Origin of the sequence: Altibacter lentus (assembly GCF_000746845.1) — a bacterium.
GTDB lineage: Bacteria > Bacteroidota > Bacteroidia > Flavobacteriales > Flavobacteriaceae > Altibacter > Altibacter lentus.
Map to the genome: position 1 here is coordinate 2523794 of NZ_KN050846.1, position 26584 is coordinate 2550377.

At 41.8% G+C, this 26584-nt stretch carries 23 protein-coding genes and 1 tRNA gene; 11 read left to right on the top strand and 13 right to left on the bottom strand.

The genetic code is table 11. The features are described from left to right. Positions 1-52: 52 nt before the first annotated feature. The 10 genes from JS40_RS11715 to JS40_RS11760 all read right to left on the bottom strand — a co-directional run bounded on the left by JS40_RS11715 (position 53) and on the right by JS40_RS11760 (position 8291). On the bottom strand, positions 53-856 hold the full coding sequence (locus JS40_RS11715) for a DUF547 domain-containing protein (protein ID WP_034260802.1): 804 nt from the start codon (positions 854-856) through the stop codon (positions 53-55). 34 nt (positions 857-890) lie between these two features. Then, positions 891-1775: a sterol desaturase family protein gene (locus tag JS40_RS11720; protein WP_034260804.1), complete on the bottom strand. Its 885-nt coding sequence runs from the start codon at positions 1773-1775 to the stop codon at positions 891-893. 39 nt (positions 1776-1814) lie between these two features. After that, positions 1815-2927, bottom strand: coding sequence for an inorganic phosphate transporter (locus JS40_RS11725; RefSeq protein ID WP_034260806.1), 1113 nt, complete (start codon positions 2925-2927; stop codon positions 1815-1817). 75 nt (positions 2928-3002) lie between these two features. Then, a complete protein-coding gene (gene arsM / locus JS40_RS11730) occupies positions 3003-3971 on the bottom strand; it encodes an arsenosugar biosynthesis arsenite methyltransferase ArsM (RefSeq protein ID WP_034260808.1) in 969 nt (322 codons plus the stop codon). 11 nt (positions 3972-3982) lie between these two features. Next, entirely contained in the window at positions 3983-4795 is an 813-nt protein-coding gene (locus JS40_RS11735) for a purine-nucleoside phosphorylase (protein WP_034260810.1), read from the bottom strand. A 1-nt stretch (position 4796) separates the two neighbouring features. Then, positions 4797-5480, bottom strand: coding sequence for a TIGR04282 family arsenosugar biosynthesis glycosyltransferase (locus JS40_RS11740; RefSeq protein ID WP_034260812.1), 684 nt, complete (start codon positions 5478-5480; stop codon positions 4797-4799). A gap of 1 nt (position 5481) precedes the next feature. Then, complete coding sequence (locus tag JS40_RS11745; protein WP_034260814.1) at positions 5482-5979, bottom strand: rhodanese-like domain-containing protein; 498 nt, start codon at positions 5977-5979, stop codon at positions 5482-5484. Positions 5980-6003: 24 nt separating this feature from the next. Continuing rightward, positions 6004-7071 carry an arsenosugar biosynthesis radical SAM (seleno)protein ArsS gene (gene arsS / locus JS40_RS11750; protein WP_034260816.1) on the bottom strand — a complete coding sequence of 356 codons (1068 nt, stop codon included), beginning with the start codon at positions 7069-7071 and terminating at the stop codon, positions 6004-6006. A gap of 14 nt (positions 7072-7085) precedes the next feature. Next, positions 7086-7424: an arsenosugar biosynthesis-associated peroxidase-like protein gene (locus tag JS40_RS11755; protein WP_034260818.1), complete on the bottom strand. Its 339-nt coding sequence runs from the start codon at positions 7422-7424 to the stop codon at positions 7086-7088. 108 nt (positions 7425-7532) lie between these two features. After that, positions 7533-8291 (bottom strand): DUF481 domain-containing protein, encoded by a 759-nt coding sequence (locus tag JS40_RS11760; RefSeq protein ID WP_034260820.1) that lies wholly within the window; start codon positions 8289-8291, stop codon positions 7533-7535. Positions 8292-8655: 364 nt separating this feature from the next. On the opposite strand from JS40_RS11760, the gene JS40_RS11765 reads away from it, so the two are divergent. Further along, entirely contained in the window at positions 8656-10503 is a 1848-nt protein-coding gene (locus JS40_RS11765) for a restriction endonuclease (RefSeq protein ID WP_034260821.1), read from the top strand. 314 nt (positions 10504-10817) lie between these two features. Here JS40_RS11765 and JS40_RS11775 read toward each other — a convergent pair. Beyond that, positions 10818-10890 (bottom strand) — tRNA-Phe (locus tag JS40_RS11775). Positions 10891-11031: 141 nt separating this feature from the next. Between JS40_RS11775 and JS40_RS11780 the strand changes: the two genes are divergently transcribed. From JS40_RS11780 to JS40_RS11810, 7 genes are all read left to right on the top strand, one after another. Then, positions 11032-11760: a type III pantothenate kinase gene (locus JS40_RS11780; RefSeq protein ID WP_034260825.1), complete on the top strand. Its 729-nt coding sequence runs from the start codon at positions 11032-11034 to the stop codon at positions 11758-11760. Next, the gene (locus tag JS40_RS11785) at positions 11760-13001 is read left to right on the top strand and encodes a BamG family beta-barrel-assembly machinery protein (protein ID WP_034260827.1); all 1242 of its coding nucleotides are present in this window, start codon (positions 11760-11762) and stop codon (positions 12999-13001) included. The genes JS40_RS11780 and JS40_RS11785 overlap by 1 nt, the downstream gene beginning before the upstream one ends. A gap of 19 nt (positions 13002-13020) precedes the next feature. Then, entirely contained in the window at positions 13021-14382 is a 1362-nt protein-coding gene (locus tag JS40_RS11790) for a tetratricopeptide repeat protein (RefSeq protein WP_034262438.1), read from the top strand. A gap of 2 nt (positions 14383-14384) precedes the next feature. Continuing rightward, positions 14385-14957, top strand: a complete 573-nt coding sequence (lptC, locus tag JS40_RS11795; protein ID WP_034260830.1) for an LPS export ABC transporter periplasmic protein LptC — start codon at positions 14385-14387, stop codon at positions 14955-14957. Further along, positions 14947-15147 (top strand): hypothetical protein, encoded by a 201-nt coding sequence (locus JS40_RS11800; RefSeq protein WP_034260832.1) that lies wholly within the window; start codon positions 14947-14949, stop codon positions 15145-15147. The genes lptC and JS40_RS11800 overlap by 11 nt, the downstream gene beginning before the upstream one ends. Continuing rightward, positions 15147-16397 (top strand): hemolysin family protein, encoded by a 1251-nt coding sequence (locus tag JS40_RS11805; RefSeq protein ID WP_034260835.1) that lies wholly within the window; start codon positions 15147-15149, stop codon positions 16395-16397. Before JS40_RS11800 ends, JS40_RS11805 begins: the two co-directional genes overlap by 1 nt. Positions 16398-16593: 196 nt before the next feature. After that, positions 16594-18711, top strand: a complete 2118-nt coding sequence (locus JS40_RS11810) for a peptidylprolyl isomerase (RefSeq protein WP_034260837.1) — start codon at positions 16594-16596, stop codon at positions 18709-18711. A gap of 48 nt (positions 18712-18759) precedes the next feature. On the opposite strand, the gene JS40_RS11815 is transcribed toward JS40_RS11810, so the two are convergent. Then, positions 18760-19665: a GYDIA family GHMP kinase gene (locus JS40_RS11815; RefSeq protein WP_034260839.1), complete on the bottom strand. Its 906-nt coding sequence runs from the start codon at positions 19663-19665 to the stop codon at positions 18760-18762. A gap of 3 nt (positions 19666-19668) precedes the next feature. Then, entirely contained in the window at positions 19669-20982 is a 1314-nt protein-coding gene (locus tag JS40_RS11820; protein ID WP_034260841.1) for a hydroxymethylglutaryl-CoA reductase, degradative, read from the bottom strand. A 174-nt stretch (positions 20983-21156) separates the two neighbouring features. Between JS40_RS11820 and JS40_RS11825 the strand changes: the two genes are divergently transcribed. From JS40_RS11825 to JS40_RS11835, 3 genes are read left to right on the top strand one after another with little or no spacing between them, the layout of a single operon-like run. Next, a complete protein-coding gene (locus tag JS40_RS11825) occupies positions 21157-23340 on the top strand; it encodes a S9 family peptidase (protein WP_034260843.1) in 2184 nt (727 codons plus the stop codon). A 39-nt stretch (positions 23341-23379) separates the two neighbouring features. Further along, positions 23380-24777: a peptide MFS transporter gene (locus JS40_RS11830; protein WP_034260845.1), complete on the top strand. Its 1398-nt coding sequence runs from the start codon at positions 23380-23382 to the stop codon at positions 24775-24777. 22 nt (positions 24778-24799) lie between these two features. Continuing rightward, a complete protein-coding gene (locus JS40_RS11835; protein WP_034260847.1) occupies positions 24800-26548 on the top strand; it encodes a peptide MFS transporter in 1749 nt (582 codons plus the stop codon). Positions 26549-26584 lie beyond the last annotated feature (36 nt).

Sequence of the window (26584 nt, forward strand, 5' to 3'; positions counted from 1 at the left end):
AACTTACAAAAATTTTCAAGGCATTCGGCTCCTGAAACCAAGCAAATAACGACTATTCTTGATCGTTCAGATCCCAGTTATAATTCTTGTACTGCAAGGTAGCAGAGGGATTGATCTTGGTGTTACTGTATTGATTGATATAGGCGATAACGTCTTGTTCGCCATTAATCGTATAGTCTTTCTTGTACCAGTCGAAAATAGATGACACCTTTGGGTCGTTCGGGCTGATATCGTTCTTGTCGCTGTTGATGAACTCTCTGGCAGCTCTGTTCAGTTGTTCATTGATCTTGGCGGCTGTATAGGCTTCGTCCAGTAACTTAGGACATGAAATGGAAGCACAATTGATCGCAAAGTGGATGCGAGGTTCATCCATTTTTCGAAGGATGCCGTTCTCAATACCTCCCAAAGAAAGTTCACGATCTCCTACAGGCACGATTCCTTTGGTCCAAGCACCGTCAATGTCTTTGATGCTCTTTACGGGATAGTTGTCCAAGATGAGGTCTACGGTATATGCGTTGTAAAGGTTGATATAATAGGCCAATAACTCCTGAACACTCCAGTCGTCTGTAGGATTCTTTGAAGATAAATTCTGAAGGTAGGTGTTCAATGCTTCCCGATCTTTCTGAAACCCTTTATAGTCGACCATGCCTTGGGGACCTACATGTTTTTTTAAAAGTTTGTCCCATTGCGAATGATCCACGTTCACGGCAGAATTTGCCGTTGTTGAGGTAAGTTCTCCTTTCACTTCTTTTGTGGGTTGACCCTGTGAGGAGAGTCCTGCCGCAGAGAATAAATTACAACTGCTAAGAGAAAGGATTAAAAATAAGGCGGGTAGTAAGCGTATAAATCTAAACATAGTATTTTTTTAGCTGCTTTATATACGCAGCAGATTATTTTCTGGTTTTCAACGGATACATCTCCTGTGTAAAGAAATCTTTAGGGAAGGTTTCATCACCTGTGAACCCCAATTCTATGTCCCGCCCGTCATGGGGAACATGATCCGTTTTGAAAATATAATCCCAAATACTTAAAGTGAGTCCGTAATTAACACCGTATTTAGTGTGTTTTGGCAAAACTTTAGCATGATGCCAGATGTGCATTTTAGGATTATTGAAAACATAGCGGAATGGTCCGTAGTCCCAGCCTAAGTTGGCATGGTTGAGGTGCCCCACCGTAAGAGCGAAGAAATGAACGACGGCAACATCCTGTGCGTCGAAACCGCCTATAATAGCAATGGGAATATAGAGTAAGGATTTATATACAACCGGTTCCATCCAGTGGTAGCGTAAGTGCGCAGCAAAACCCATTTCCTTGACCGAATGATGTACTTTATGAAAATTCCATAGAAAGGGGACCCTGTGCAATAGGCGATGTGTATTCCATTGTACAAAATCTGATACGAGGAAAAAGACAAGCAATCCCAACCCGAACGGAAGTGCATCCACGTCCAACAATTGGAAGTTTGACACCTTCAAACCCACCAATGCCAAAACATCGTTGAAAATAGCTTCAGCCGTATTGGACAAGAAGATAAGCACGATCAAATTGAGAAGAAAGAAATTGAAGAACATATAGAAGGTGTCCAGCCAAAAATCCTTTCGGAACATCTTTTGCTGCTTCCGCCAAGGGAAAAGCAGTTCTAATCCCCAAACCACTGCAGAGACGATGAGAAGACCATAGAAATAATTTTCCCAGTGAAAACTAGTGACCTCACTAAGGAGATAGTTCCAATAACCGGAATAGGATTCTTTAAAAATGTCTATGTAGCGTTCCATGTATACTATTCGATAAAAGTCGGAAACAAGACTTCTAAATTACAAAATAGATGACAAGAGTTTAAATGTAAGCGCACTTAAAACAGCAGCGGCAGGAAGTGTAAGGACCCAAGAGAGCAATATTTTTGAAATCATCTTGACATCTGCTTTTTTTGTAACGGTACCTATTCCAAAAATGGATCCAACCGAAACATGGGTAGTAGATACCGGGAGTCCGTGAACACTGGCGGTCGTGACAAGAATACCGGTGATCATATTAGCCGTAAATCCCTGTCCGTGATTCATGGGTGTGATCTTTTTACTCATAGTGATCCCTACTTTCTTGGCGTTAAGGAGTCCCCCTGCGGCCATAGTAACTGCTACGGCGATCATTCCCCACTGAATATCGATGGTATTAATGATTATCAACAATCCAACGATCTTAGGGGTGTCGTTAAGACCACGGGCAAAACTTACTATTCCCGCACTTATAAAATGCAATGTATCCAAAACTCTTTGCGATGTGATGCCCAAAATTTTTCCTTTGTAGGTTTCAACACATCCGCTTTCACAAGAAGCAAGCTGAATTTGCGAAGCAATGGCAAGGCTCATATTCGAGTTGGCAGTTTGTGCAGCCAAATTGTTTTGAGTCACACAAAGGCAGCTCTTTTTTGTAACACCCAATCGCTTTCGCAATTTCCTGAAAAGGATATACGCCATAAAACTTAGGATAGCTGCCATGAGCGGACTCAAGATCAAGGGAATTAGGAATGCTTTTCCAAGTTTTTCAAAATTGAATTCGGGTCCAATGGCCATGACACCTGCGCCAAAAAGCGCGCCAACCAACCCATGTGTGGTCGATATGGGCATACCAATCTTAGTTGCCAACAGTACCGTAAATGCAGCACCCAAAGCAATAGAGATTGCAAAAACGGGGTTCTGTATAAGATCATCCGGCACCAATCCTTTTCCCGAAAAATTCTTTACCAGTGTTCCTGCCAGGAATATTGCTGCGATCGAGCCAGCAAATGTAGTGACCGTTGCCCAGCGGATAGCTCTTTTATAATTGGTGGTTCCACTCCCAAACAGTGTCGCAACTCCCTTGAAATTATCATTTGCACCGTTGCTATAGGCTAAGAAACAAGCAGCAATAAAAAGAATAACGAAGATCATGGGAGTTCATGTAGATTGTGGTTATATGTACGAAGGAATCTTTCTTTCGGTTTCGGTGTTTTCTCAAGATTGTGTTTAACAACACCCGCCTCCATCATAATGAAAGGTAGACTCACTTATAAAGATATCATCTCGGCCTAAGGCTTGAAGAGCTGCAGCGGTCTTGTCGCAAATGGCAATGGGCTGGTTCTTCAGTAAGACGTGCCCTTTCTTATCGTCAAAATAAGCCTCTTCACCATAGAAGATAGCCGCCTTTCCGGTAAAGATACAGGGGCCGTCTTCCGGCATAGGATCTTTGATCGCTGCTACTTCAATAGATTCGATGTAAATGAGTTCCTCGGTTGGATAATGCTTCGGGTCAAGGATACGGTACGGTTTTCGTGCACGGATCTCTATAGTTCCGAATCCGGCATCGGTGAGGGCCTTCACATATTCGGCGATGGATAGACTTCCGCTTAGACATAAGGCCCGTAAGCGGTCATCGTTCCGAAGCGTGTCGTTCATAGGTTGCTCGCAAGTGGGATCGCTCATTACGAGTCGGCCGTGTGGCTTCAGCACCCGATACATTTCGGCAATGGCACGTTTAAGGTCTTCGGCTTTAAAGATATTGAACAAACAATTTTGTGCCGCCACATCAATGGAATTGTCTTTCACCGGCAAATGGAGGGCATCCCCTTTTTTAAGGTCTACGAACTCGCTCTTGAACCACGGATTGAGCGCTTCGGCTTCTGAAAAGTTCTTTCTGGAGGCTTCCAGCATTTCATCTACTACATCTACACCCACTACGCCGCCTTTTTGCCGATTGAAATAAGCAAATTGCAATAATTCCATCCCGCCGCCAACCCCTACATAGAGCATTCGCGGATTGTTGGTAAGATCGCGGGCATGTACCGTGCTTCCGCAACCGTAGTTCATTTCTTGCATGATCTTAGGGATCTTCAAACCGGGCAATTCCCATATTGGATTGGTCGTACAGCAAAGGCCAACATCCGGAGTGAGGGCCGCTTCTTTATAAACATCGTGTGTAGTATCTAAATAGCTCATAGGTGCGTGGATTATAAACGTTTTATCAATTCGGTAAAAAGAGTGATCATATTCGGTTCTGCCTTTCCGGCCATAGCGATGATCTCTTCAATATCAACAGGTTTTAGGTCATCCGGATCACATTCGTCCGTTAATACAGATACTGCCGAAACCGGCAGCCCCAGGTGGTTAGCTACGATCACTTCAGGGACTGTACTCATGCCCACGGCGTCTGCACCAATGATCTTCAGGTATCGATATTCGGCACGGGTTTCTAACTGCGGTCCAAACACACTGGCATATACCCCTTTATGCAAAGTAATGTTGTGATCTTTTGCGATCGATGCTAACTTGGCATTCATGTCTACATCGTAAGGAGCGCTCATGTCCACAAAACGTTCCCCTAATTTTTCAACACCATTAAAGGCAAGAGGGGAACTGCCTTGTAAGTTGATATGGTCGTCAATGAGCATGATCTCACCCTTTTTGAAATTAAGGTTGATCGCACCACTGGCATTGCTCACCAATAGTTTTTTTACACCCAAACGATACATCACCCGAACGGGAAATGTAACATCCAGTAACGAATACCCTTCATATAGATGGAACCGCCCCTGCATGACCATCACCTTTTTTCCGCCCAACGTCCCGTAGATAAGTTTTCCTTTATGGAATTCTACTGTTGCTGTTGGAAAGTTAGGAATATGATTGTAACTCACCTCGCTCTCGATGTTGAGGTGATCGACCAATTTTCCCAAACCGGTTCCTAAAATGATTCCGATCTCCGGCGCTTCAAAGCCACGTTGTTGTAAATACTCAACCGATTGTTGAATGTACGTTGTCATGTTATATCGATTTCTGATCTGGTGTTAAAAACTGCTGAAATATCGCAAGGTGTTCGATATCTTCCCATCGGTCCACGTCGTTCTTTTCAGGGAGTAAGGCAACCTCTTCGGCAACAAGATCTGCTAGAGTATCCTTTAGAACCGTCTCGGTGCCCCATTCTTTACTACGGAAGAGTTGGGGGATGACCTTTTTTAAACCTAATAGATAATATCCTCCATCTGCTGCAGGTCCCAGGACCACTTCGCTCGTATCCAAAGCTTTAAAGGCATGTGTTATTGTTTCACTGTCGAGATCGTAGAGATCACTCCCAATAATAATGGCTTGCTTGTAACCACTATCGAATATTTCTTGAAAGGCATGCATCATACGCGCTCCAAGATCTTCCCCGCGTTGTAATTTCTTATGATAGTGTCTCGTTTTCCAAAGATCGTCCTTCCAGATCTCATTGGAATAGAATACAAACTTATCCACTTGAAGCTCTTGCGTGATGGAGACGGTGTGGTTCAACAAGAAGTTGTAGATACGAAGGGCTGCTTCGTCACCAACAGTGGCGGCCAATCGCGTCTTGCATTTACCAAGTTCCGGATTTCTGGTAAAAATGATCAACGCTTTTTTTGACGTGGGGAACCAAAAATCGGTTTCCATATCCATACTGTTGTTGTCGTTTGTAGTGAACACCCCCATATCAATAAACCTTATTTCCCCTGGTCAGCCATTTACTCCAAACTCTGGAAAATGTATGGATATTTTCAGTTTCGGTACGTGTAGAATCCACCACCGTATACCCTTTATTCTTCCATTCAAAGATGCCCCCATATAAATTCCTCACATTGGTAAATCCGGCATGCTTCAGTTTTTCGGCGATCACTTCGGAACGGATTCCGAGGGAACAATACACCACGATAGGGCTATTTTTATTGGTGACCGTTTCTGAAATTTCTTCCGAAGAAAAAGTAGAAAAGCCCACATACCTCGCATTGTCTATGTGACTCACGCCAAATTCGGCAATTTCACGTGCGTCCAGGATCACTACGGTGTCGTTCACCTGAAGCCTTCGCAGTTCCTCTACCGAAATATAAGGGACACTGTGGGTGTTGTATTGTTTCAACAACGCATCCAGCGATTCCTGAGCGGTCGCAGAAAAGGTCACTAAAAGCAGAAGAATGTAGCTTATTTTTTTCATGAGATCTTTGGTCTACAAAACCCGTCAATTCGTCACGGCACCTTGACAGCTGCTTCCGGCACCTGCCGTACAGCCGTAACAATGCTGCGAAATTATTATGTTTCGATCGTTAAGGATCTCTTCGTTGTAATCTTTTATGTGTTTTATCTTGCTTGCCACTTTGAGTCCGAGCATCTGATTGAAATCGCAGTCGTACAACCACCCGTCCCAGCTAATGGAAATGGTGTTGGTGCACATCACATTCTGTACAGCAGCTGGATTATACGCATCTACCAATTGATACATATAGTCTTCATAGTTTTCGGAAGCAATCAAATAATCCAGAAATCGGGCGATGGGCAAATTGGTGATCGCAAACAGGTTGTGGAACCGGATATCAAAATCTTCGAGCAAGGCTTTTTTGAAGTCTTTTTCCATGCTCGCTTGATCTCCCGGCAGGAATGCACCACTAGGATTGTACACCAGATCCAGCCGAAGGTCGCTGTTTGGCATCCCGTACCCTATGGCATTTAATTCTTGCAAGGCTTTGATCGATTTATCGAAAACGCCGTCACCACGCTGTTTATCGGTCTTTCCGCGTGTCCAGTGTGGCATGGAGCTCACGACATGTACGTTGTGTTCTTTAAAAAACTGCGGAAGGTCGTAGTATTTTTTGTTTGCCCTAAGAATTGTGAGGTTGCTTCGAACAATAAAATCTTTAATCCCTGCCTTGCTCGCCTCGTCTACGAACCATCTAAAATCAGGGTTCATTTCCGGGGCGCCTCCTGTAAGATCCAAGGTGTGGGCTCCTGTATTTTGGATGACCTCCAAGCATTGTTTCATGGTCTCTCGGGTCATGATCTCCTTACGATCGGGGCCGGCGTCTACGTGACAGTGTTCGCACACCTGATTGCACATATACCCAAGATTGATCTGAAGGATCTCCAGTTTTTTAGGGCGTAATGGAAACTGATCGCTTTCTTTGATCTTTTTCGCAAAGGTGGGCAATTCGCCATCCTGAAAAATACCGTTCGACAGGATCTCAAGTTGCCTGTTGCTTTCTGCAAGTTCACTGTGGCGTTTATGTAGGGATTGGGTCTTTAGTTTCGACATAGAATAGGAGCTGCTTATCCGTCCAGTTTATTCACTTTGTTCATCATCATGACACCATGGACTAGGGTGGCACCACTTTTTATGGCTGCACCAACGTGTATCGCTTCCATCATTTCTTGTTTGGTCACACCGCGTTGCAAACCGTCTTTAGTATAGGCATCAATGCAATAAGGACATTGTTCGGTATGTGCGACAGCCAGTGCGATCAATGATTTTTCCCGAGCGGTAAGGGCACCTTCTTCGAAAACCTTTCCGTAGTAATCAAAAAATTTGGCTCCCAATTCTTCGCTCCATTCGGTAATATTCCCAAATTTTCTCAGATCGGCCGGATCGTAATAATTATTAGCTGCCATAGATGTGTTTATTATAAGTACGAAATATTAAAGTACCTGGTTTTACAACTTCGTAAATATAAACAAGTAGTCTTACTATATAAAAAAACTTACAATTATTATCCAACATTAATCGAAGGAGTAGGTGATGCCTGTAGTGAAGTCGTATTGCGAATTTGGAATGCCTACCGCCGGAAATGCGTCGTAGGTAAAAGTGTAGGATGTTTTAAAGGCAAAGTTGGCAAAGAGATCGATCAATAAGGAAGACTGACTCGAAATGCGGTAATCGCTGAATTGTGAAATGCGTGGCTGATAATAGGTCGTGCTCACGACGCTGATTCGTTCGGTGGGGTAGAGACTGAAGGACAGATACAGGCTGCCGCGAAGCGTGCGCTGTATGGGCGTTACACCGTCTGAAATTTCTTCGTGCTCATACATAGCCAACGTTCCCAGGTAGAACTTATAGTTTTCAGAGTTCGAAAGTTTAAAACGAGGACCGGCACCCAACAAGCCTCGAAAATCGATCAAGGAGACCTTATTGTATTGTCCCTGAGTAAAGACCTCCCAGGCAATACGGGGGTGGAAGCGGTAATTATACCGAATGTGTGAAATACCGGAATTCTCTAAACGTGCACCTTCGATCTTTTGAAACTCGATATCGTTCTTGAACAAGACCAGATGTTCGTTCATTTTATACTGCACGTGAATGTTGTTGGAAATGGTGAGGAAATCATTTACGTTTCGTTTGAGGGCAAAATTAAGGCTGGCGGCGCCCGACCATCCCGAAGTATCGGTCACTTTCCGAAGGGATTCCACATTTACAATTTGAGCAGATGTCGAGAAACCTATACATACAGTTAGCAAAGCGACACAAAAAAAATGTTTCATAGCAGCTGTTAGTTAATTACAAATGTAAAAATTTGTGGAAACATTGGCATGGAGGTGTAGATTCATTGATAGGAAGTGTATGGATAGTGTATGGATAGTGTATGGATAGTGTATGGATAGTGTATGGATAGTGTATGGATAGTGTATGGATAGTGTATGGATAGTGTATGGATAGTGTATGGATAGTGTATGGATAGTGTATGGATAGTGTATGGATAGTGTATGACCATTAAAGATACGGAATATTGGACATTGATAGAGAGTGTTTAATTCATAAAAATTGTATATTTTTATTTCCGGTTCTATTACATTTCTCTCCCCTTATAATAGAGCTTTACTGAAAACCCATTTTTAAATATTCAATATGAAATTAGTTTCAATTCTTGAAAAATTAGGATCGTTAGAGAAAAATTCCTTTATCAAAATTATTGACAATATTATTCATGAAGAACCTGTCAACAAAAAGGAGATCAACTCTCTTTTAAATTTAGGAGATACAGAATTAAAAAAAGCAGATAGTGAAGTTGTTGCCCAAATCTTCACGCTTGTAAAAGGAGAATTTAAAAGTAAAATTGAGTTTCAATTTTCAGATGCGACTAATCAACTCGATGTTATAATTGATATACTTATAAGAGATGGGAATTGTATAATGAAAACGGATTGGCTGTCCCGACTTTATGATGAAGAAATTAAAATGTTGAAAAGAAAAGTTGCAGATTTTAACAAAAGTCTTCAAAATCACACTTATGATCCTCAAAGAGAAAGAGATTATATTATCTATAAGAATTGCCTTGAAACGGCCTATAATAATGATTTGATAAACAACCGAGAATCTAAGGTTACCGATGATGAACTAAGTATTCTATTAACACTTTCAAACTCTCTAAACTTATCCCAAGAAGAAATCAAACTTGTAAATTATACAATTCTTCCTTTAAAAAAATTGGAATTGCTGGATATAATCGAATACCTCAAGAATATAGGGGTAATCTTCTATTCCAAAAAATCGAATACGATTTATGTTGCAGACGAAATGGTGAGGCTGTTGCGTAAAGTTAGAAATAAAGAGGTAGCGGATAAGTATTATAGAAGAGTTTTGCGATTAATCCGTGAACCACTATTGAATATTGCCTGTAGAAAACATAATATTGATTGGAAGCAAAATTTTTCTGAAAAGGTAAATGCAATCATTAATGAAGGAATTCGAATTCGTTCAATACTTTCTGAAGATATATTTAAGGAAGATGTTAGTTTGACAGACAGAAAATTATATTTAAACGAAATCTGTGATAAAGGATTAGATATTTCCCCGAGGTTGAAAGGAAGTACTTTAGATGAAAAAATTGATAGTTTGGTAAAATATTTTGAAGATGTAGAAGAGGATGAGAAGGTCGGCATCTCAAAGGAGGGGTATGAAAAGTTAATAATTGATTTAAAAAAATCATTCCCAAAAATTAATTCTATACTTAGAAAAGAGTTTCAACTTCAAGAAGAAAATGTTTGTGATTCAGATTATTTACTTGACTATAATATTAAGCCAAGAGATGTTTTAGAGTTATTGAAAAAGGATGAAATTCAGCAATTTTGTAAAGAGTTCAATGTTTCAACTAGAGGAGATGAAATACTAAATATTCTAGATTGCTATAAGGATCTAGATAATCTGCTTATTGAAAATTATTCGAATCTTGCGTTTCGAGATTTTAATGTACTAAAAGAAAACGGAATTGAAATTGGGGAAGCAGGCATTGGATTAAAATTTGAAGAAATAACTAAGGATATTTTTAAAGAGTTGGGGTTTGATATTGATGAAAAGCTAAAAGCTTCCATGAATACATCGAAAGATAAAATAGATATCATCCTAAATCTTGGTAATTCTGAATTGATATTGGTTGAGTGCAAAACAAAGAAAGATAAAGGTTATAATAATTTTAGTCAAGTTTCAAGACAGCTTCAATCTTACTATAAACTTATTGATAAAAACAATTATACAGTAGTTAAATCATTACTAATCGGGCCAGAATTTACAGATGATTTCATTAGTGAGTGCGAACTTGAATACGACTTGAATCTGTCGTTGATAACTGCGAGTACTTTATATGAAATTCTTTTAGGTTTTAGGAATAACACCAAGCACCAAGTTTTCCCTCATAAATTATTGTTCAGAGATGTAGTGATAAGTGAAGAACGAATATTAAAAGCTATCAAGAGGTAACTTTTTATACTTCACCAAAAAATCTAAACCCTGCATTGATAACTAAAAAATGCTATCACGTTACGGGTTATTGGCATAGAGCGCCTTACCCTTATTTTTTGTGCAAAAAAATACAAAAAATAGAGGGTGTGGCACCTCACATATGGAGGCACCACTTTAAGTTTTTTGCTTTTAGTGAATTCTTGCTAATGAAGATTGAGCAAAAAATGCTTAAATAAAACTGCCTTACTTACGCTCTCTTTTTTTCTTTCCAGCCTATTGAAACAGAACTTTAAAAACTAAAAAACCCAAACGCAGTGCGTTTGGGTTTTAAGTGGTACCTCCAGGAATCGAACCAGGGACACACGGATTTTCAGTCCGTTGCTCTACCAACTGAGCTAAGGTACCTTAATTGAGAGCGCAAATATAACCCTATTTTGCCGTTTCCAAAACATTAATTGAAAAAAAATAGAAAGGGAATTTCAATTTAATACGCTATTAACAATACACTACGCATACAAGTTGTATTTTTACCCCTTAAACCTTCCAATGAACTTAGTAATTGACGTAGGAAACACCTTGGTGAAGCTTGCAGTATTTCATGGGTCCCAATTGAAATTCAAAAAGACCTGCTTGAAAAAGGATTTTTTAGAGACACTGCAAGATGCCTTCGAGAAGCATCCCGGTTTAGAACATTGTATCATTGCTTCAGCAGGGCAGTTGAGCGAACACCAGCAAGCAAAATTAAAACAACGCATTTCTGTGTTCGAGCTGTCACACGATGCGCACCTTCCCTATACGAATAAGTACAGCACGCCAACAACATTAGGCGTGGACCGAATCGCCCTGGTAAGCGCTGCTGCCAGGAAGTTTCCAAAAAAGAACGTACTGGTGATTGATGCCGGAAGTTGTATCACCTACGATTTCTTATCGGCTGAGAATACGTATCTGGGCGGTGCGATCTCGCCCGGAATAGAGATGCGATACAAGGCCATGCATACGTTTACGGCAAAATTACCGTTGTTGGATACAAGTACGCCCAAGAAATTGATAGGCGATTCCACTGCGACCTCTATGCACTCGGGGGTGATCCATGGTGTTTTGCATGAAATAGAAGGATTTATACAGGCGTATTCTGAGAAATTCAGCGATTTAACAATTATTTTAACAGGTGGAGACACGCAATTTTTGCGAGATAGCTTAAAAAATGACATCTTTGCCAACTCAAATTTTCTATTAGAGGGCTTAAACTACATTTTAGAACTTAACAAAGATTAATGACGAAGCAAATCATCATTGCAGTATTTTTACTCATTACAGGTGTTGCAGTAGCCCAAGAAGGGACCACGTCGCCGTATTCTTTCTACGGAATAGGAACCTTAAAGTTTAAAGGGACGGCAGAGAATAGAGCCATGGGAGGAATAAGTGTGTATTCAGACAGTATCCATTTAAATATTCAAAACCCTGCAGGTGTCGCCGATCTGCGTTTGGTAAATTATTCTTTGGGAGCAAGTCACAAATACACCTCCCTTAGTACAGATACCGAAAACCGAAAAGTCTCTACGACCTCCTTAGATTACTTGGCCATAGGAATTCCAATGGGGAAGTTCGGAGCCAGTTTTGGGTTGATTCCTTACACTTCCGTAGGATATGAGCTTTCCTCGACAAGCGGGGCCACTACGACTACATATTCAGGGAATGGCGGACTCAACAAAGCATTTTTTACCTTAGCCTATAAAATCACACCAGAATTTAATATTGGTGCTGAAGTGAACTACAATTTTGGAAATATCGAGAATACAGCATTTAGTGTACAGGACAGTGTACAATATGCCACCCGGGAATTCAATAAATCGGACCTCCTTGGTTTTAGCTTCAATTTAGGTGCTTCATACAAGACCATGGTGACTGAGGACTTAGAACTGATCAGTTTTGTAACCTACACACCCGAAACCGACTTTACTTCAGAAAATCGTCGTGCTGTTTCCACAATTCTTGTGGGAGAAAATGGCGGGTTAGTCGTGATCGATGCCGAAGAAATAGATGTGGCCGATACAAATTTCACTTTTCCCTCACAGTTCACGCTGGGAGCCGGAATTGGGAAACCGAAGCAGTGGTTCTTAGGATTGGAATACACAGATCAAAAAACAAGTAATTTTACCAATCGAACCTTCGATATAGACATTGTAGAGTTTAATGATGCCGCCAAATATAGAATAGGCGGGTTTTATGTTCCCAACTACAACTCACTTGGTAATTATTGGGAGCGGGTAGTATATCGTGCCGGATTTAGGTTCGAAGAGACAGGGATCAATATTAGCGGACAGGACATTAATGAGTTTGGCATATCTTTTGGAGTAGGATTACCTGTTGGAAGATTGTTCTCGAATGTGAACCTTGGTTTTGAGATCGGAAGACGTGGAACCAAGGACTTTGGATTGATACAGGAAAACTTCTTCAACACATTTCTAAGCTTGTCTTTGAACGACAAGTGGTTTGAGAAAAGATTATATGATTAAAAAAGTAAACACTAGCATTATGAAAACGAAAGCACTTTTAATTTTAGCCACGTTATCCATAACTTTTGGGGGCACGGTATTGGCACAGGCGCCAAACGACTGTAATATTACATTATCACTATTTGCTGAACCGGCCAAAGCAAAAAATTACGAGGCAGCATTGCCTCATTACGAAAAAGTGATCAAGGAATGTCCAACATTTAGTCTGGCTACATACCAGTATGCAGAGCGAATGTTCAAGTACTTTATTGAAAAAGGAGATAAAAGTAAAGTTGATGACCTTATTAAATCGTACGAACTACGATTAAAGTATTTTCCCGATAAAACCAAGGAAGGAGATGTACTGTCTGATATCGCTCAGGTGAAGTACGACAATAATATTGGTACGAAGATGGAGGAGTATAAAGCTTTTGAAGAAGCGTATACTAAGGATGAAGAGAATTTTACCAGTCCGAAGAGCTTGTACACCTATTTTTCATTGGCAGTAGATCTTTATAATGACGGGCAATTAGACCTTCAAGAGGTTTTCGACCTTTATGATATTGAATATGCCAAGATCGAAAAGGAAGAAAGCCAGCTTGCTGAAAAACTTACCGCTCTTATTGAAAAGCAAGAAGCCGGTACGCAATTGACCAACAGAGAAGAAAAGTTGATGAAGGCGTATGAAACGAACTTGGAAGCGTATGGAAAAGTCAAGGGAAGTGTAGATGGTAAATTAGGTCAGTTGGCCGATTGTCCCAACCTTGTTCCTTTGTACAACAAAGATTTTGAAGCTAAAAAAGATGATATTACTTGGGTAAAACGAGCGGCAGGTCGTTTGAGCGCAAAAGACTGTGATGATCCGTTGTTCTTTAAACTCGTACAACAATTACATACCTTGGAGCCTTCAGCAAAGTCTGCATATTACTTAGGTAAATTGGCCGAGAAGGATAATAAGTCAAGTAAGGCCTTGGAGTATTTCAATCAGGCAGCCGATTTGGAGACAAATCCAAGCGACAAGGCTAAGGTATATTACAGTATAGCAGAGAACTTCCGTCAAAAAGGAAGTCTGGGAAGCGCGAGATCCTATTATTTGAAGATGGTAGAAGCGAAGCCTTCAGCAGGTATAGCATATTTGAAGATCGCTAATATGTATGCTGCCAGTGCAAATAACTGTGGTACCACCACCTTCGAGAAAAGAGCGATCTACTGGAAAGCGGCAGAGATGGCAGACAAGGCGGCCCGTGTGGATGCATCTATCGCCGGAACTGCAAGAGCGACAGCAAGCAGCTACCGTGAGCGTGCACCGCAAAAGACCGATATCTTTAGTGAAGGTATGGCCGGAAAAACGATCACTTTCAACTGTTGGGTTGGCGGTAGCGTTCGAGTGCCAAACTTATAAGCATGAAACCTATATCACATAGCATTAAAAGCGTGATGGCAACTTTGGTTGTCATCACGCTTTTTGCGTGTGAGGGAAATTACAAGAATATCAGGCAGCTTAGTTTAACCGATGGTGCTCCCATTGCAGAAGGAAGGAACATTGATCTTAAATATACCGATTCCGGGAAAGTAGTGACCAACCTACTGGCACCTTTACTGCATGATTATTCCAATTACGAATTTCCCTATCAAGAATTTCCCGAAGGTGTTGAAGTGCGCTTTTGGAATGAAAAAAATGAAAAAAGTACTGTAACCTCAGACTATGCCATTCGGTTTGAAGGAACAAATATTGTAGATTTGCGGAAAAATGTAGTGCTTGTAACAAGCGATAGCACCATCCTAAAGGCCGATCAATTGTATTGGGACCAAAAGAATAAATGGGTATTCACAGATCAGCCGTATCAAATGAAACTCAAAGATGGCTCGTATAACGACGGTGCGCGCTTTGATTCTAATGAGGATTTCACTAACTTCTTGTCCAGAAAAAACCAAGGAGTACAAATAATTGACCAAAAAACAACCAATGGGAACTAAGATTTACCGTCTTTTTGAATACGCTTATATTGTCATGGCGATCTTTGCCGCTTACGTGGCTTATGAAAACTGGAACGACAATAGGAACAGAGCCTATCTATTTGCTTTCTTCGTGGTAGTCGCTATTTTTATGTTCTTCTTTAAGCGCAGGTTTAGGAAGAAAATGGAAGAACGCAACCAAAACCGTTAATGGAATCGATCCTTATTATTGTCGTGATGTTGATCCTTTCTGCATTCTTTTCAGGAATGGAGATCGCTTATGTTTCCTCAAATAAGATCCATATTGAGATCGAAAAGAAGCAGAACAACTTCCTTGCAGGGGTTTTAAAAAAGATCACCAAACGACCTTCTAAGTTCATTGCCACCATGCTGGTGGGGAACAATATTGCATTAGTGGTCTACGGGTTTTATATGGGTGATCTCTTGATGGAGTATATCCCATTGGCAGGCTTTACAGGTCTTTTGGTTCAAACCATTATCTCCACTTTAATCATTTTGCTTACTGCCGAATTCCTTCCTAAAGTGTTCTTTCAGATCTACGCCAACAGCCTGGTCAAAATATTTGCAGTGCCTGCCTACCTGTTCTATGTTTTGTTTTCTGTGATTTCTGAATTTATTATTTGGATCTCAGATCTGGTGCTGAAGCTCTTCTTTAAAACACAGGGCGATACCATTCAACTTACCTTCAGTAAAATTGAGCTTGGTAATTACATTAGCGAGCAAATGGAAACCACCGAAACTTCCGAAGAGATAGATACCGAGATTCAGATCTTTCAAAATGCATTGGATTTTTCCGAAGTAAAATCAAGAGAAGTGATGATCCCGCGCACCGAAGTGGTGGCTGTGGATATAGACACGACACCTAAAGAGCTAAGTAAGATATTTACCGAAACCGGACTCTCTAAAATATTGATCTACAAGGATAATATCGATGATATTTTGGGGTATGTCCATTCTTTCGAGCTTTTCAAGAAGCCGGCCAACCTCAATAAAGTATTGATGCCCGTGGTATTCGTTCCGGAAACCATGCATGCCAAAGATGTACTTAATATTTTAAGTAAAAAACGAAAGAGTATTGCTGTGGTGATCGATGAGTACGGCGGTACATCAGGGATTATGACGGTAGAGGATATTATTGAAGAGCTCTTTGGGGAGATCGAAGATGAGCATGACTCTGTGGCCCTTATTGAAGAGATGTTGGGGGATGAACACTTTAAATTCTCGGCCCGCCTGGAGGTAGATTATCTAAACGAAACCTATAAACTTGATCTGCCTGAAAGTGAGAACTATGAAACTTTGGGAGGGATGATCGTTAACCACACCGAAGAGATCCCGGATAAGGACGAAATGGTGGAAATGGGGGACTACCTCTTCCGTATTCTTGAAGTCTCCAATACCAAGATCGAGCTCGTAGAGCTTAAAGTGAAGCTCGAAGATTAGATTCTTCTTTTTTCTTAATTTTTTTCAAAAGGAATCTTTCATAAATGAAGGGAAAATGGTATTTTCGCCCCCTAAATTAAATGAAGTGCTTTCCTAAACTTCATCCTTACAATTGGTTGTGAGGTAACAAACAGGACTAACATATTTTTTATAAACCGATGGATTCGGTGCGCAGAAAAATAAATTTGAACGACAGATGGCAGTTTTAAATAGTATTAGAAAAAGAGGAGTATTCCTTATTGTAATTATAGCGCTTGCGCTTTTCTCCTTTGTATTGGCAGATGTGATACGTAATGGTGGGCTTGGTACAGAAAAAGGTCAAACAACCGTCGCAACTGTGAATGGAGAAGATATCTCACGTCAGGAATTCATGGAGCAGGTAGAAAATACACAGCGAGGACTTGGGCCTAATGCCGGTGCCAACCAAGCGATGAACATTGTTTGGGATCGTGAATTGCGTCGTTTGCTGTTACAACAACAATACGAAGAGATCGGTCTAACCGCCGAAACCGAACTAACCAATGCATCCTTGGCTAAATTTTTAGCGACTAACCCTACTTTTCAAAATGAAGCGGGACAGTTCAGTCAGGCAAAATTACAAGAATACATCGCCGATGTACGTGCCAATAATCCGGTTGCCTACGAGCAGTGGTTGGAATATGTGGAGAATACAAAAGTAGCAGCACTCGAGACCACCTATTTAAATATGGTAAAGAGCGGATTGATCGCAACCCTGGCCGAAGGGGAGAACCAATACCGTTTTGAGAACGATAAGGTCAATATTCAGTTCGTGCAAGTACCTTATTCAAGTATCGCAGATGAAGATGTTCCCGTAAGTGAGTCTGAGATCGCGGCCTACATAAAAAAACACCCAAAAGAGTATGAGGTAGAGGCAATGGCAGACATTCAGTATGTGACCTATACCGAAGAACCTTCAAAAGAGGATCTGGATGCGGCAAAAGCAGATATCATGGCGCTATTGGAAGACAGTGTTGAATATAACACGGTAACCAAAGCCAATGACACCATCCTGGGATTCAGAAAAACTACCAATAACGAAGAATTCGTGAATGCAAGTTCCGATGTGAACTTCGAGGATACCTATTGGTTCAAGAACGAATTACCCGAAGTGATCCGCGATACAGTTTTCGCTATGAATGTGGGAGATATCTTCGGACCTTATGAAATTGAGAATAGCTTGAATCTTACCAAAGTCATCGGGATGCGTCAATTACCCGATACGGTTTCTGCACGACATATCCTTATTCCAACAGGAATGAATCCAACCGACAGTATTGCCAGAACCGATGAGCAAGCGAAAGCAACAGCCGACAGTCTTTTGCGTGTGGTAAGGGCAGATCGTTCTAAATTTGTAGATCTGGTAACCCAATATTCTTCAGACAGCGGAAGTATAGCGAAAGGCGGGAAGTACGAGAATTTTACCTATGGAGCCATGGTTCCCGAGTTTAGAGACTTTACCTTTGAGAACAATACGGGCGATATGGGTGTGGTTAAAACACAGTTCGGGTATCATGTGATCGAGATCGAAAATCAGAAGAACACTCAAAAAGCTGTGAAGCTGGCGACCATTTCCAGAGAGATCGAGCCTTCAGAAAAGACCATTAACGATATTTTCTCGAAAGCGACCACATTCGAATTGGATGCACAAAAAGGTGATTTCGCCGAAGTAGCCGCAGCCGATAACAAGACGGTGAAACCGGTAAACAAAATTGGAGAACTGGATGCGAATATTCCCGGATTGGGAAGCAATCGCAGCATCGTCACTTGGGCATTCGATGAGGAGACAAATGTTGGAGACGTGAAACGTTTCAATGTGCCGGAAGGATATGTCATCGCACAACTCACTCGTAAGAATGAAAAGGGATTGATGAGCGTAGCCGAAGCTTCTGCAAAGGTGACACCCATCCTTAGAAAACAGAAAAAAGCCGATAAGATCCGTGCTTCTATCACAGGAACAACGCTTCAGGACATCGCTAGCAGTCAAAATGTGACCGTAAAGAATGCAACGGCAGTGACCATGGCAAACCCAACTATAGCCGATGCCGGAACAGAACCTAAGGTGGTGGGAGCGGCCTTTGGAACAAAAGCCGGTGAGACCACAAAACTTATTGACGGCGAGACCGGAGTATTCAAAGTAAAAGTATTGGCGTTGAACAAGGCACCCGAGCTGGATAATTATGCCTCTTTTGCAAATCAGTTGAATGCGAAAGAAGTTCCGGCCATCAACTCGAAAGTGTATAACGCGTTGAAAAGCGCCGCCGAGATCGAAGATTATAGAGCTACATTCTATTAATCGTATCTTAAATAGATATTATAAAGCCTCGCGACTGCGGGGCTTTTTTTATAGGATCATTTCAGTAAAGGGGATAAGTGTTGTATATCCCTTTTTTCTGAAATAAGCTTGGTCATTCTCGGTTCCGGTGGCCAAAATAAAATCACCACCCCAGGCTCCCAGGCTTTTCACGGTATTGGGATAATCGGTGAAGCGTGACGCTTTCACAGTGGGTAGTTGAATGATTTCTGAAATGATGGTCTCGTGCGCTTCCAGTAGTGCTTCAAAATCTGACAGAGAATAACAAAGCAATAATTTGTTGCTTATATCACTAATTTTCCGAAGCATTTGGGGAGCTACTGAAGCTTTTTCGTAACGTCGAATCCCGGCTTTGCTGTCTTGCTTTTGATTGAGATGGACAAAAAACAACTGCGCTTTGAACTCCCAGGGAAGATGGACAGGCCTGTAGGTAGGTTTAGCGGCAAAACGTTCATAAAGAAAAGGAGAATTGCTTAATGCGGCAGCAATATCGTAACCACTGCCTCCAAAGCTGTTTTCCAGCAAAAGAAATGGATCTATCTGTGCCCATGCAGCAATATTAGCGATAAGGGTAGAAGAACTTCCCAAACCCCAGTCCCGCCGAAAATCTAAAGCAGTGGTCACACGAATGCTTGCATGCGGCGCTATAAATTGCGGTTGCAATTCGAGCGCAGCATTTAATATGGACGCCAGTGTTTGTGAAACGGGATCGCTGCCTTTAGGTTGTAACCTGCCGTTGTCAAACGATAAAAAGGTCTCAAACCACTGGCTCCCGTCCGGATCCAGACTAGACCAATGGAGGCCTTGCTCATCGCCGGTCTCTACGGTAAGCGACTGTCCGTAACGGGTGGGGAAGGCCAATGCAGTTGCGCCGTCCAGCACGACGTACTCGCCCGTTAACAATAATTTTCCGTTGCTGTAGAATGTCCTTTCCAATGGTTATGAGCGAAGTGTATCTATAAATGCTACTACCGCACTATGTGAAACGGTATGTTCCTTAAAGTGGGCGATCGCTTTTTGTTTTTCAGTATCGGTGGCTTGAAATTGATTCAGGATGTTCATCAAGTGCATTTTCATGTGCCCTTTTTGAATTCCGGTGGTAACAAGTGACCGTATGGCCGCAAAATTTTGTGCCAGTCCGGCAACAGCTACGATCTCCATGAGTCGTTGAGCATTGGGTTTTTGTAAAATATCGAAAGCCAATTGCACCATTGGATGCAGGGACGTAAGACCGCCAACGGTTCCGAGAGCCAAAGGGAGTTCGATCCAAAAAGTGAATATCCCATCTTCTACCTTAGCATGTGTGAGGCTTCGGTAGGCTCCGTCCCTTGCTGCGTATGCATGCACCCCCGCTTCCACCGCCCGGAAATCGTTACCGGTGGCGAGGATCAAGGCATCGACGCCGTTCATGATCCCTTTATTGTGGGTGACCGCGCGTCTTTTTTCGGCATTGGCTATAGCGATGGCTCGCACAAACTTTTTAGCGAACACATGACCTTCCATGTGCTTGTCGGACAGATCATCCACAGCACAGCTCACTTGGGCACGTACCAAACATTCCGGGACATAGTTGGATAGTATGCTTAGCACCACTTCGGGGTAGGAGGCTGTATGCTGAAAAGAAGGATAGTTTTTAGCTTCGGTCTCGAAGGTATGAGCGATGGCTTCCAGACAACTGTTTATAAAATTGGCCCCCATGGCATCCAGGGTTTCAAAAGTGGCGTGTAATTGGTAATACCCGTCCAGTGTTTCAGTATGGTCTTGTAATTCGAGATGGGTAAGTCCGCCGCCCCGCTTCTTCATATTTTTCTGAAGGGACTCGATAGTTGCGATCAGTTTCGGATAGATTTCAGAAAAGAAAGCCGAGATATGGTCACTTTTTCCGAAGAAATTAATGTGAACCTGTCCGTTCTTTTGAGTCGCGATCACTTCGGCATTGAATCCCCCGCGCGACAGCCAGAATTTAGCAGCATTGCTCGCCGCAGCCACCACCGAACTTTCTTCAATGACCATGGGCAGGGCATACAATGTATTGTTGATTAAGAAATTTGGTGCCACCCCGAACGGCAGATAATAATTGCTGAGGGTGTTCTCTATAAAATCGTCATGAAGTCGTTGTACAGCGGAATCATCGTTCCAATAATTTTTTAAAAGAGCAACAGCGTCCGGCCGATCGGTCAGGTAATTTGCTGCCAGCCATTCAATTTTTTCTGTCTTCGATTTTTTTGAAAATCCGGAAACTGGATTCGCCATAGAATTACTGTTGAAAACACAAAGATACTATTTATGATGAACCTTTTAGCGGCTTACTTACTAACAAATACACTGTATTTAACAAAAAAACTGCCCATTTTTCGTTAAAATTTAGTAAACTTGGCCTAACAAAATTTTAACACTTTGAAGCGACTATTTTCAGTGAAGGTGCTCATGCTGTTCATTGCAGCAATTTCTACAAGTATAGCACAACAAAAAGAAATTTCATTAGAAGACATTTGGGGAGGTACTTTTCGGGCAGAACGCCTCGACGTATTACGTTCGTTGAACAACGGAAAGGAATACTCGGTTTTAAATTACGACCGCACGGCGAAGGCCTCTACCATAGATGTCTACGACTACAAAAGCGGGGATAAGGTGCGTACACTGGTCAATACCAGCGAATTACCCGGTATTGAATATATTATCTCGTACGAGTTCAGTCAAGACGAATCTAAAGTGCTTTTGGCAGCTCAATTAGAGCAGATCTACCGCCGTTCTTCTTTAGGGACGTATTTTATTTATGATCTCGACAAGAAGACACTTACGTTAGCGTCACCCAACAAGATACAGGAGCCCACCTTTAGTCCCGATGGTTCTAAATTAGCCTACGGGTATTCGAATAATTTGTACTACAAGGATCTTACTACCGGAGAAGAAGTACAGATCACTACCGATGGCAAAAAGAATTCCATTATCAATGGTATCACCGATTGGGTGTATGAGGAGGAATTTGCGTTTGTTCGTGCCTTCGACTGGAATGCTACGGGGTCAATGATCGCTTTTATTCGATTCGACGAAACCGATGTGCCGGAATTTTCAATGGATATGTATGGTGAAGACCTATACCAAACACAACAGGTCTTTAAATACCCAAAAGCAGGTGAGGCCAATGCTAAGGTTTCTTTGAAAATGTACGATCTTTCCACCAAAGCCACTAGCCATGTGGATCTTTCAGCATTTAACAATTATTACATCCCACGAATCCTTTGGACACAAGACCCTAATGTTTTAAGTGTGCAAACGACCAATAGACACCAGAATGAACTAGACTTGATCTTTGTAAATGCGAAGGATACTTCCGCAAAACGCATCTACCAAGAGACAGATGCAGCCTATGTTGATGTTACCGACAACCTCACTTTTCTAAACGATAACAGTTTTATATGGACCAGTGAGAAGAACGGGTGGAACCATATCTATCATTACGATAAGAACGGCACACTTATTAACCAAATCACCGATGGTAAATGGGAAGTGACCAATTACTATGGGTTCGATCAAAGTACAGGTCGTATCTATTACCAAAGTACCGAGAATGGAAGTATCAATCGCGATGTGTATTCCATATTGCGTTCCGGTAAGAACAAGGTGCGTCTTAGTGACCGTACCGGCACCAACAGTGCTGACTTTAGCGCCAATTACACCTATTATATCAATACGTTCTCCAATGCCGAAACTCCGTATGTGTTCACTCTTAATAATGCCAAAAACGGAAAAGTGATCCGGGAGATAAAGAATAATGCTGCATTAAAAAGTGTGGTGTCAGATTATAAGACCTCACCTAAGGAATTCTCTACTATCAATGTAAATGGGTACGACCTCAATATGTACACCATTAAGCCTTTGGATTTTGATGCATCCAAAGAGTATCCGCTGTTTATGTATCAATATTCCGGTCCGGGATCTCAAAATGTCTCCAATAGCTGGGGGAGTGCAAACGATTATTGGCACCAAATGTTGGCCCAACAAGGCTACGTAATTGTTTGTGTAGATGGTCGCGGAACAGGACTGAAAGGGCGGGATTTTAAAAAAATGACACAAAAGGAGTTAGGGAAGTATGAAGTTCAGGATCAGATTGCAGCAGCGCAGAAATTAGGAGCTTTGCCATATATTGATGCCAACCGCATTGGAATATGGGGATGGAGTTACGGTGGTTTTATGGCGGCCAATTGTTTGTTTCAGGCAGCCGACACCTTTTCTATGGCAATATCGGTAGCACCTGTATCGAGCTGGCGTTTTTACGATACCATCTATACCGAGCGCTATATGCAAACACCGCAGGAGAACCCTACGGGCTATGACGAGAACTCACCTATCTCGCATGTAGACAAGTTAGAAGGAGACTTCCTTTTGGTGCACGGCAGTGCCGATGACAATGTACACGTACAAAACACCATGCGATTGGTGGAGGCTCTTGTACAAGCAGACAAAGCTTTCGACTGGGCGATCTATCCCGATAAGAACCACGGTATTTACGGGGGTAATACACGCTTGCACCTTTATAAGAAAATGACACGATTTATCCACGAGACCTTGGGGGAGCCCAAAACTACCCTCATGGAGGTAAAAAAGTAATTAACAACCAACTTAAATAGTAACTAAATACAATATACTATGTCGACAACTCTCCAAAATCAAAAACAATTATTTGGACATCCGGTAGGACTGTACGTGCTTTTCTTTACTGAAATGTGGGAGCGTTTCTCTTACTACGGAATGCGAGCCATATTAGTATTATATCTTGTGGCACAATCTACTGGGGATAATGCCGGTTTAGGTTGGAGCAACGGTGAAGCACTTGCCTTATACGGATGGTATACGATGTTAGTGTATGTAGCTTCCATTCCGGGTGGTTGGATCGCCGATAAATTTTTAGGTCAGAAGAAATCTGTTCTCTACGGGGGAATTCTTTTGGTAGCAGGCCATAGTATTTTAGCTGTGGAACAAATGTGGGCATTCTATAGCGGACTCGGATTGATTATCGCTGGTGTGGGCATGCTAAAGCCTAACATTTCAACCATGGTGGGAGGCTTGTATAAGCAAGGAGATATTAGAAGAGATAAAGGCTTTACAATTTTCTATATTGGGATCAATATTGGTGCCTTTTTGTCAAGTTTAATAGTAGGATATGTAGGTGAAGTTCATGGCTGGCATTACGGCTTCGGATTAGCCGGAATTGGAATGGCACTGGGACTTATTCAGTATTTAGTAGGTCAAAAACATTTGAAACATGTAGGGAATTATTCCGGAACTTCAGAAAACATTGAAGAGAAAGAAGCGATGAAACGCCCGCTAACTAAGATCGAAAAGGATCGAGTTGTCGTCTTGTTCATTTCCTTCTTGTTAGTGATCGTGTTTTGGGGCGCCTTTGAACAAGCAGGGGGTCTTATGAATATTTATGCTTCGGAAAAGACCGATAGGATGTTTATGGGCTGGGAAGTTCCCGCCTCATGGTTCCAGTCGCTCAACGCCATGTTTATTATTCTTTTAGGAACCAGTGTCGCTGCATATTGGGCAAACAGAAAACTGAAAGGCAAAGTGTCTACATCACTATTTAAGATGATCATCGGACTTATTATCATGGGAACAGGATTCTTCTTCATGACTGCTGCTGCAGCCGAATTTAACAGTGATGGTGCCTCAGCTATGTATTGGTTGGTACTAGCGTATCTATTCCATACGGTAGGAGAGCTGTGTATTTCACCGGTTGCCCTTTCCTATATTACGAAATTAGCCCCTTTAAAGTACGCTTCTTTAATGATGGGTGTCTACTTTGCAATGACCGGTTTTGGAAATAAACTGGCAGGTCTTTTGGGTGAAGCTTCCGAGAGTTTAGGAGAGTATACCATATTTACGGGAATAGCAATATTTTGTGTTGCGTTTGGTTTCTTGGTGATGCTTTTCAGAAAGAAACTCGAAAAACTTACACATGGTGCCGAAGATAATGAACGAAAAATGGACACTATGGAACAAGAACCCTACGAACTTGCTGACCCAAAAATCAACGAATAGATCCTTTTAAAATTTTTCCGATATGAACACAGATATTGAAAATCTATTCAAAGACAAAGTGTTGGGTCATCCGGCAGGTTTGTTCGTACTTTTTTTTACTGAAATGTGGGAACGCTTCTCGTATTACGGGATGCGGGCTTTATTGGTGCTTTTCTTTACCGCCTCTTTGATGGACGGCGGTTGGGGCTGGCCACGTGAGCACGCCTTTGCAATCTTTGGTACCTACACCTCATTGGTCTACCTATCCACTTTATTGGGAGGATACATGGCCGACAAGAAAATTGGGTATCGTTGGGCAGTAGTGATTGGAGCTTTGTTAATGACCTTGGGGCATGCCTGTATGGCCATTGAAGTTCCTTTTTTCATCTATACCGGATTGACCTTACTGGTATTTGGTAGTGGGTTCTTTAAACCTAATATGACGTCTATCATTTCTGAAATGTATGTCGACAGACCGGAAAAAAAGGACGGTGCCTATACCATTTTTTATATGGGAGTGAATGCAGGAGCCTTTTTAGGAATTTTACTGTGCGGATACCTAGGAGAAAAAGTAGGTTGGAGCTGGGGCTTTGGAGTAGCGGGAATCTTCATGTTATTCGGACTTCTACAGTTCTGGTTTGCTCGAAATATCTTCGGAAAGATTGGCCTTAAACCAGAAAAGAAAGGAGAATTCATCGAAGAACTGCAAACGGACGAGTCTAAACCTAATCCTTTTACAAACTTACAATTGGCTTTAATTGTTATTTCAGCCGTACTCGGTCTGGCATGGATTCTTAATGATCCTGTGGCAAAGATCAGTGAAGGTGCATACAATCTTTTCGAGTTTGATATTTTAGGAATGGATGGTTCTAATTTTGTGATCTTGACCTCGCTTCTTCTATTTATTCTCTTGTTAATTATTCGAATTCCAAAATACACCCGTATCGTGCGAGACCGAATGCTGGCGGTAGTATTCTTTGCGTTTATAACGATTTTCTTCTGGGCAATTTTTGAACAAGCTCCAGGTTCTCTTACCATCTTCGCGAATGACTATACCCAGCGAGTGTTGGAGGGAGATTCAGCGCTTATCTTTAAAATTGTGAATTCGCTAATGACATTGATACCTCTAGGAATTATTACATGGGTATTATGGTTGTTGTTCAAAAAGACTTTTGCGAAATACGCAGTTTCCAATATTTTTCTGGCGACCAGTTTCGTGATCATTTGGGGTATCGCGCTGTGGATGTTATATACTGAATTCTTAAAAGAAATTGCTGAAGTACCTGCATCTTGGTTCGGTGTCTTGAACTCTCTCTTTATCATCACCTTTGCACCGCTGTTCTCTAAGTGGTGGGAAAGTAAATACAACCCTAACGCAAATATGAAATATGCCCTTGGAATGATTCTGTTGGGGATTGGGATGGCATGTGTAGCCATAGGAGCTTCCGATATTCCCGTAGGGGCCCAAACAGCGGCAGTTAGTATGATCTGGTTGATACTTGTCTATTTCTTCCACACTATGGGAGAACTCTGTATATCCCCTGTAGCCCTTTCGTATGTAAGTAAACTGGTTCCAGGACGAATGATCGCTATGATGTTTGGAATCTGGTATTTGGCTGTAGCCATTGGGATGAAGTTAGCAGGTGTCTTCGGAGAGGTGTCTGAAGGGATTGCTGAAACCGAAGGACTCAGTTATTTCTTCTGGTTGCTTACTGCCATAGCAGTGGGACTGGGAGTTCTTTCGGCATTGCTATATCCCGTTATAAAGAAACTGATGCACGGCGTGCGTTAAACACAATAGAAACACTCTAAAAACGTTCCTCTTTTG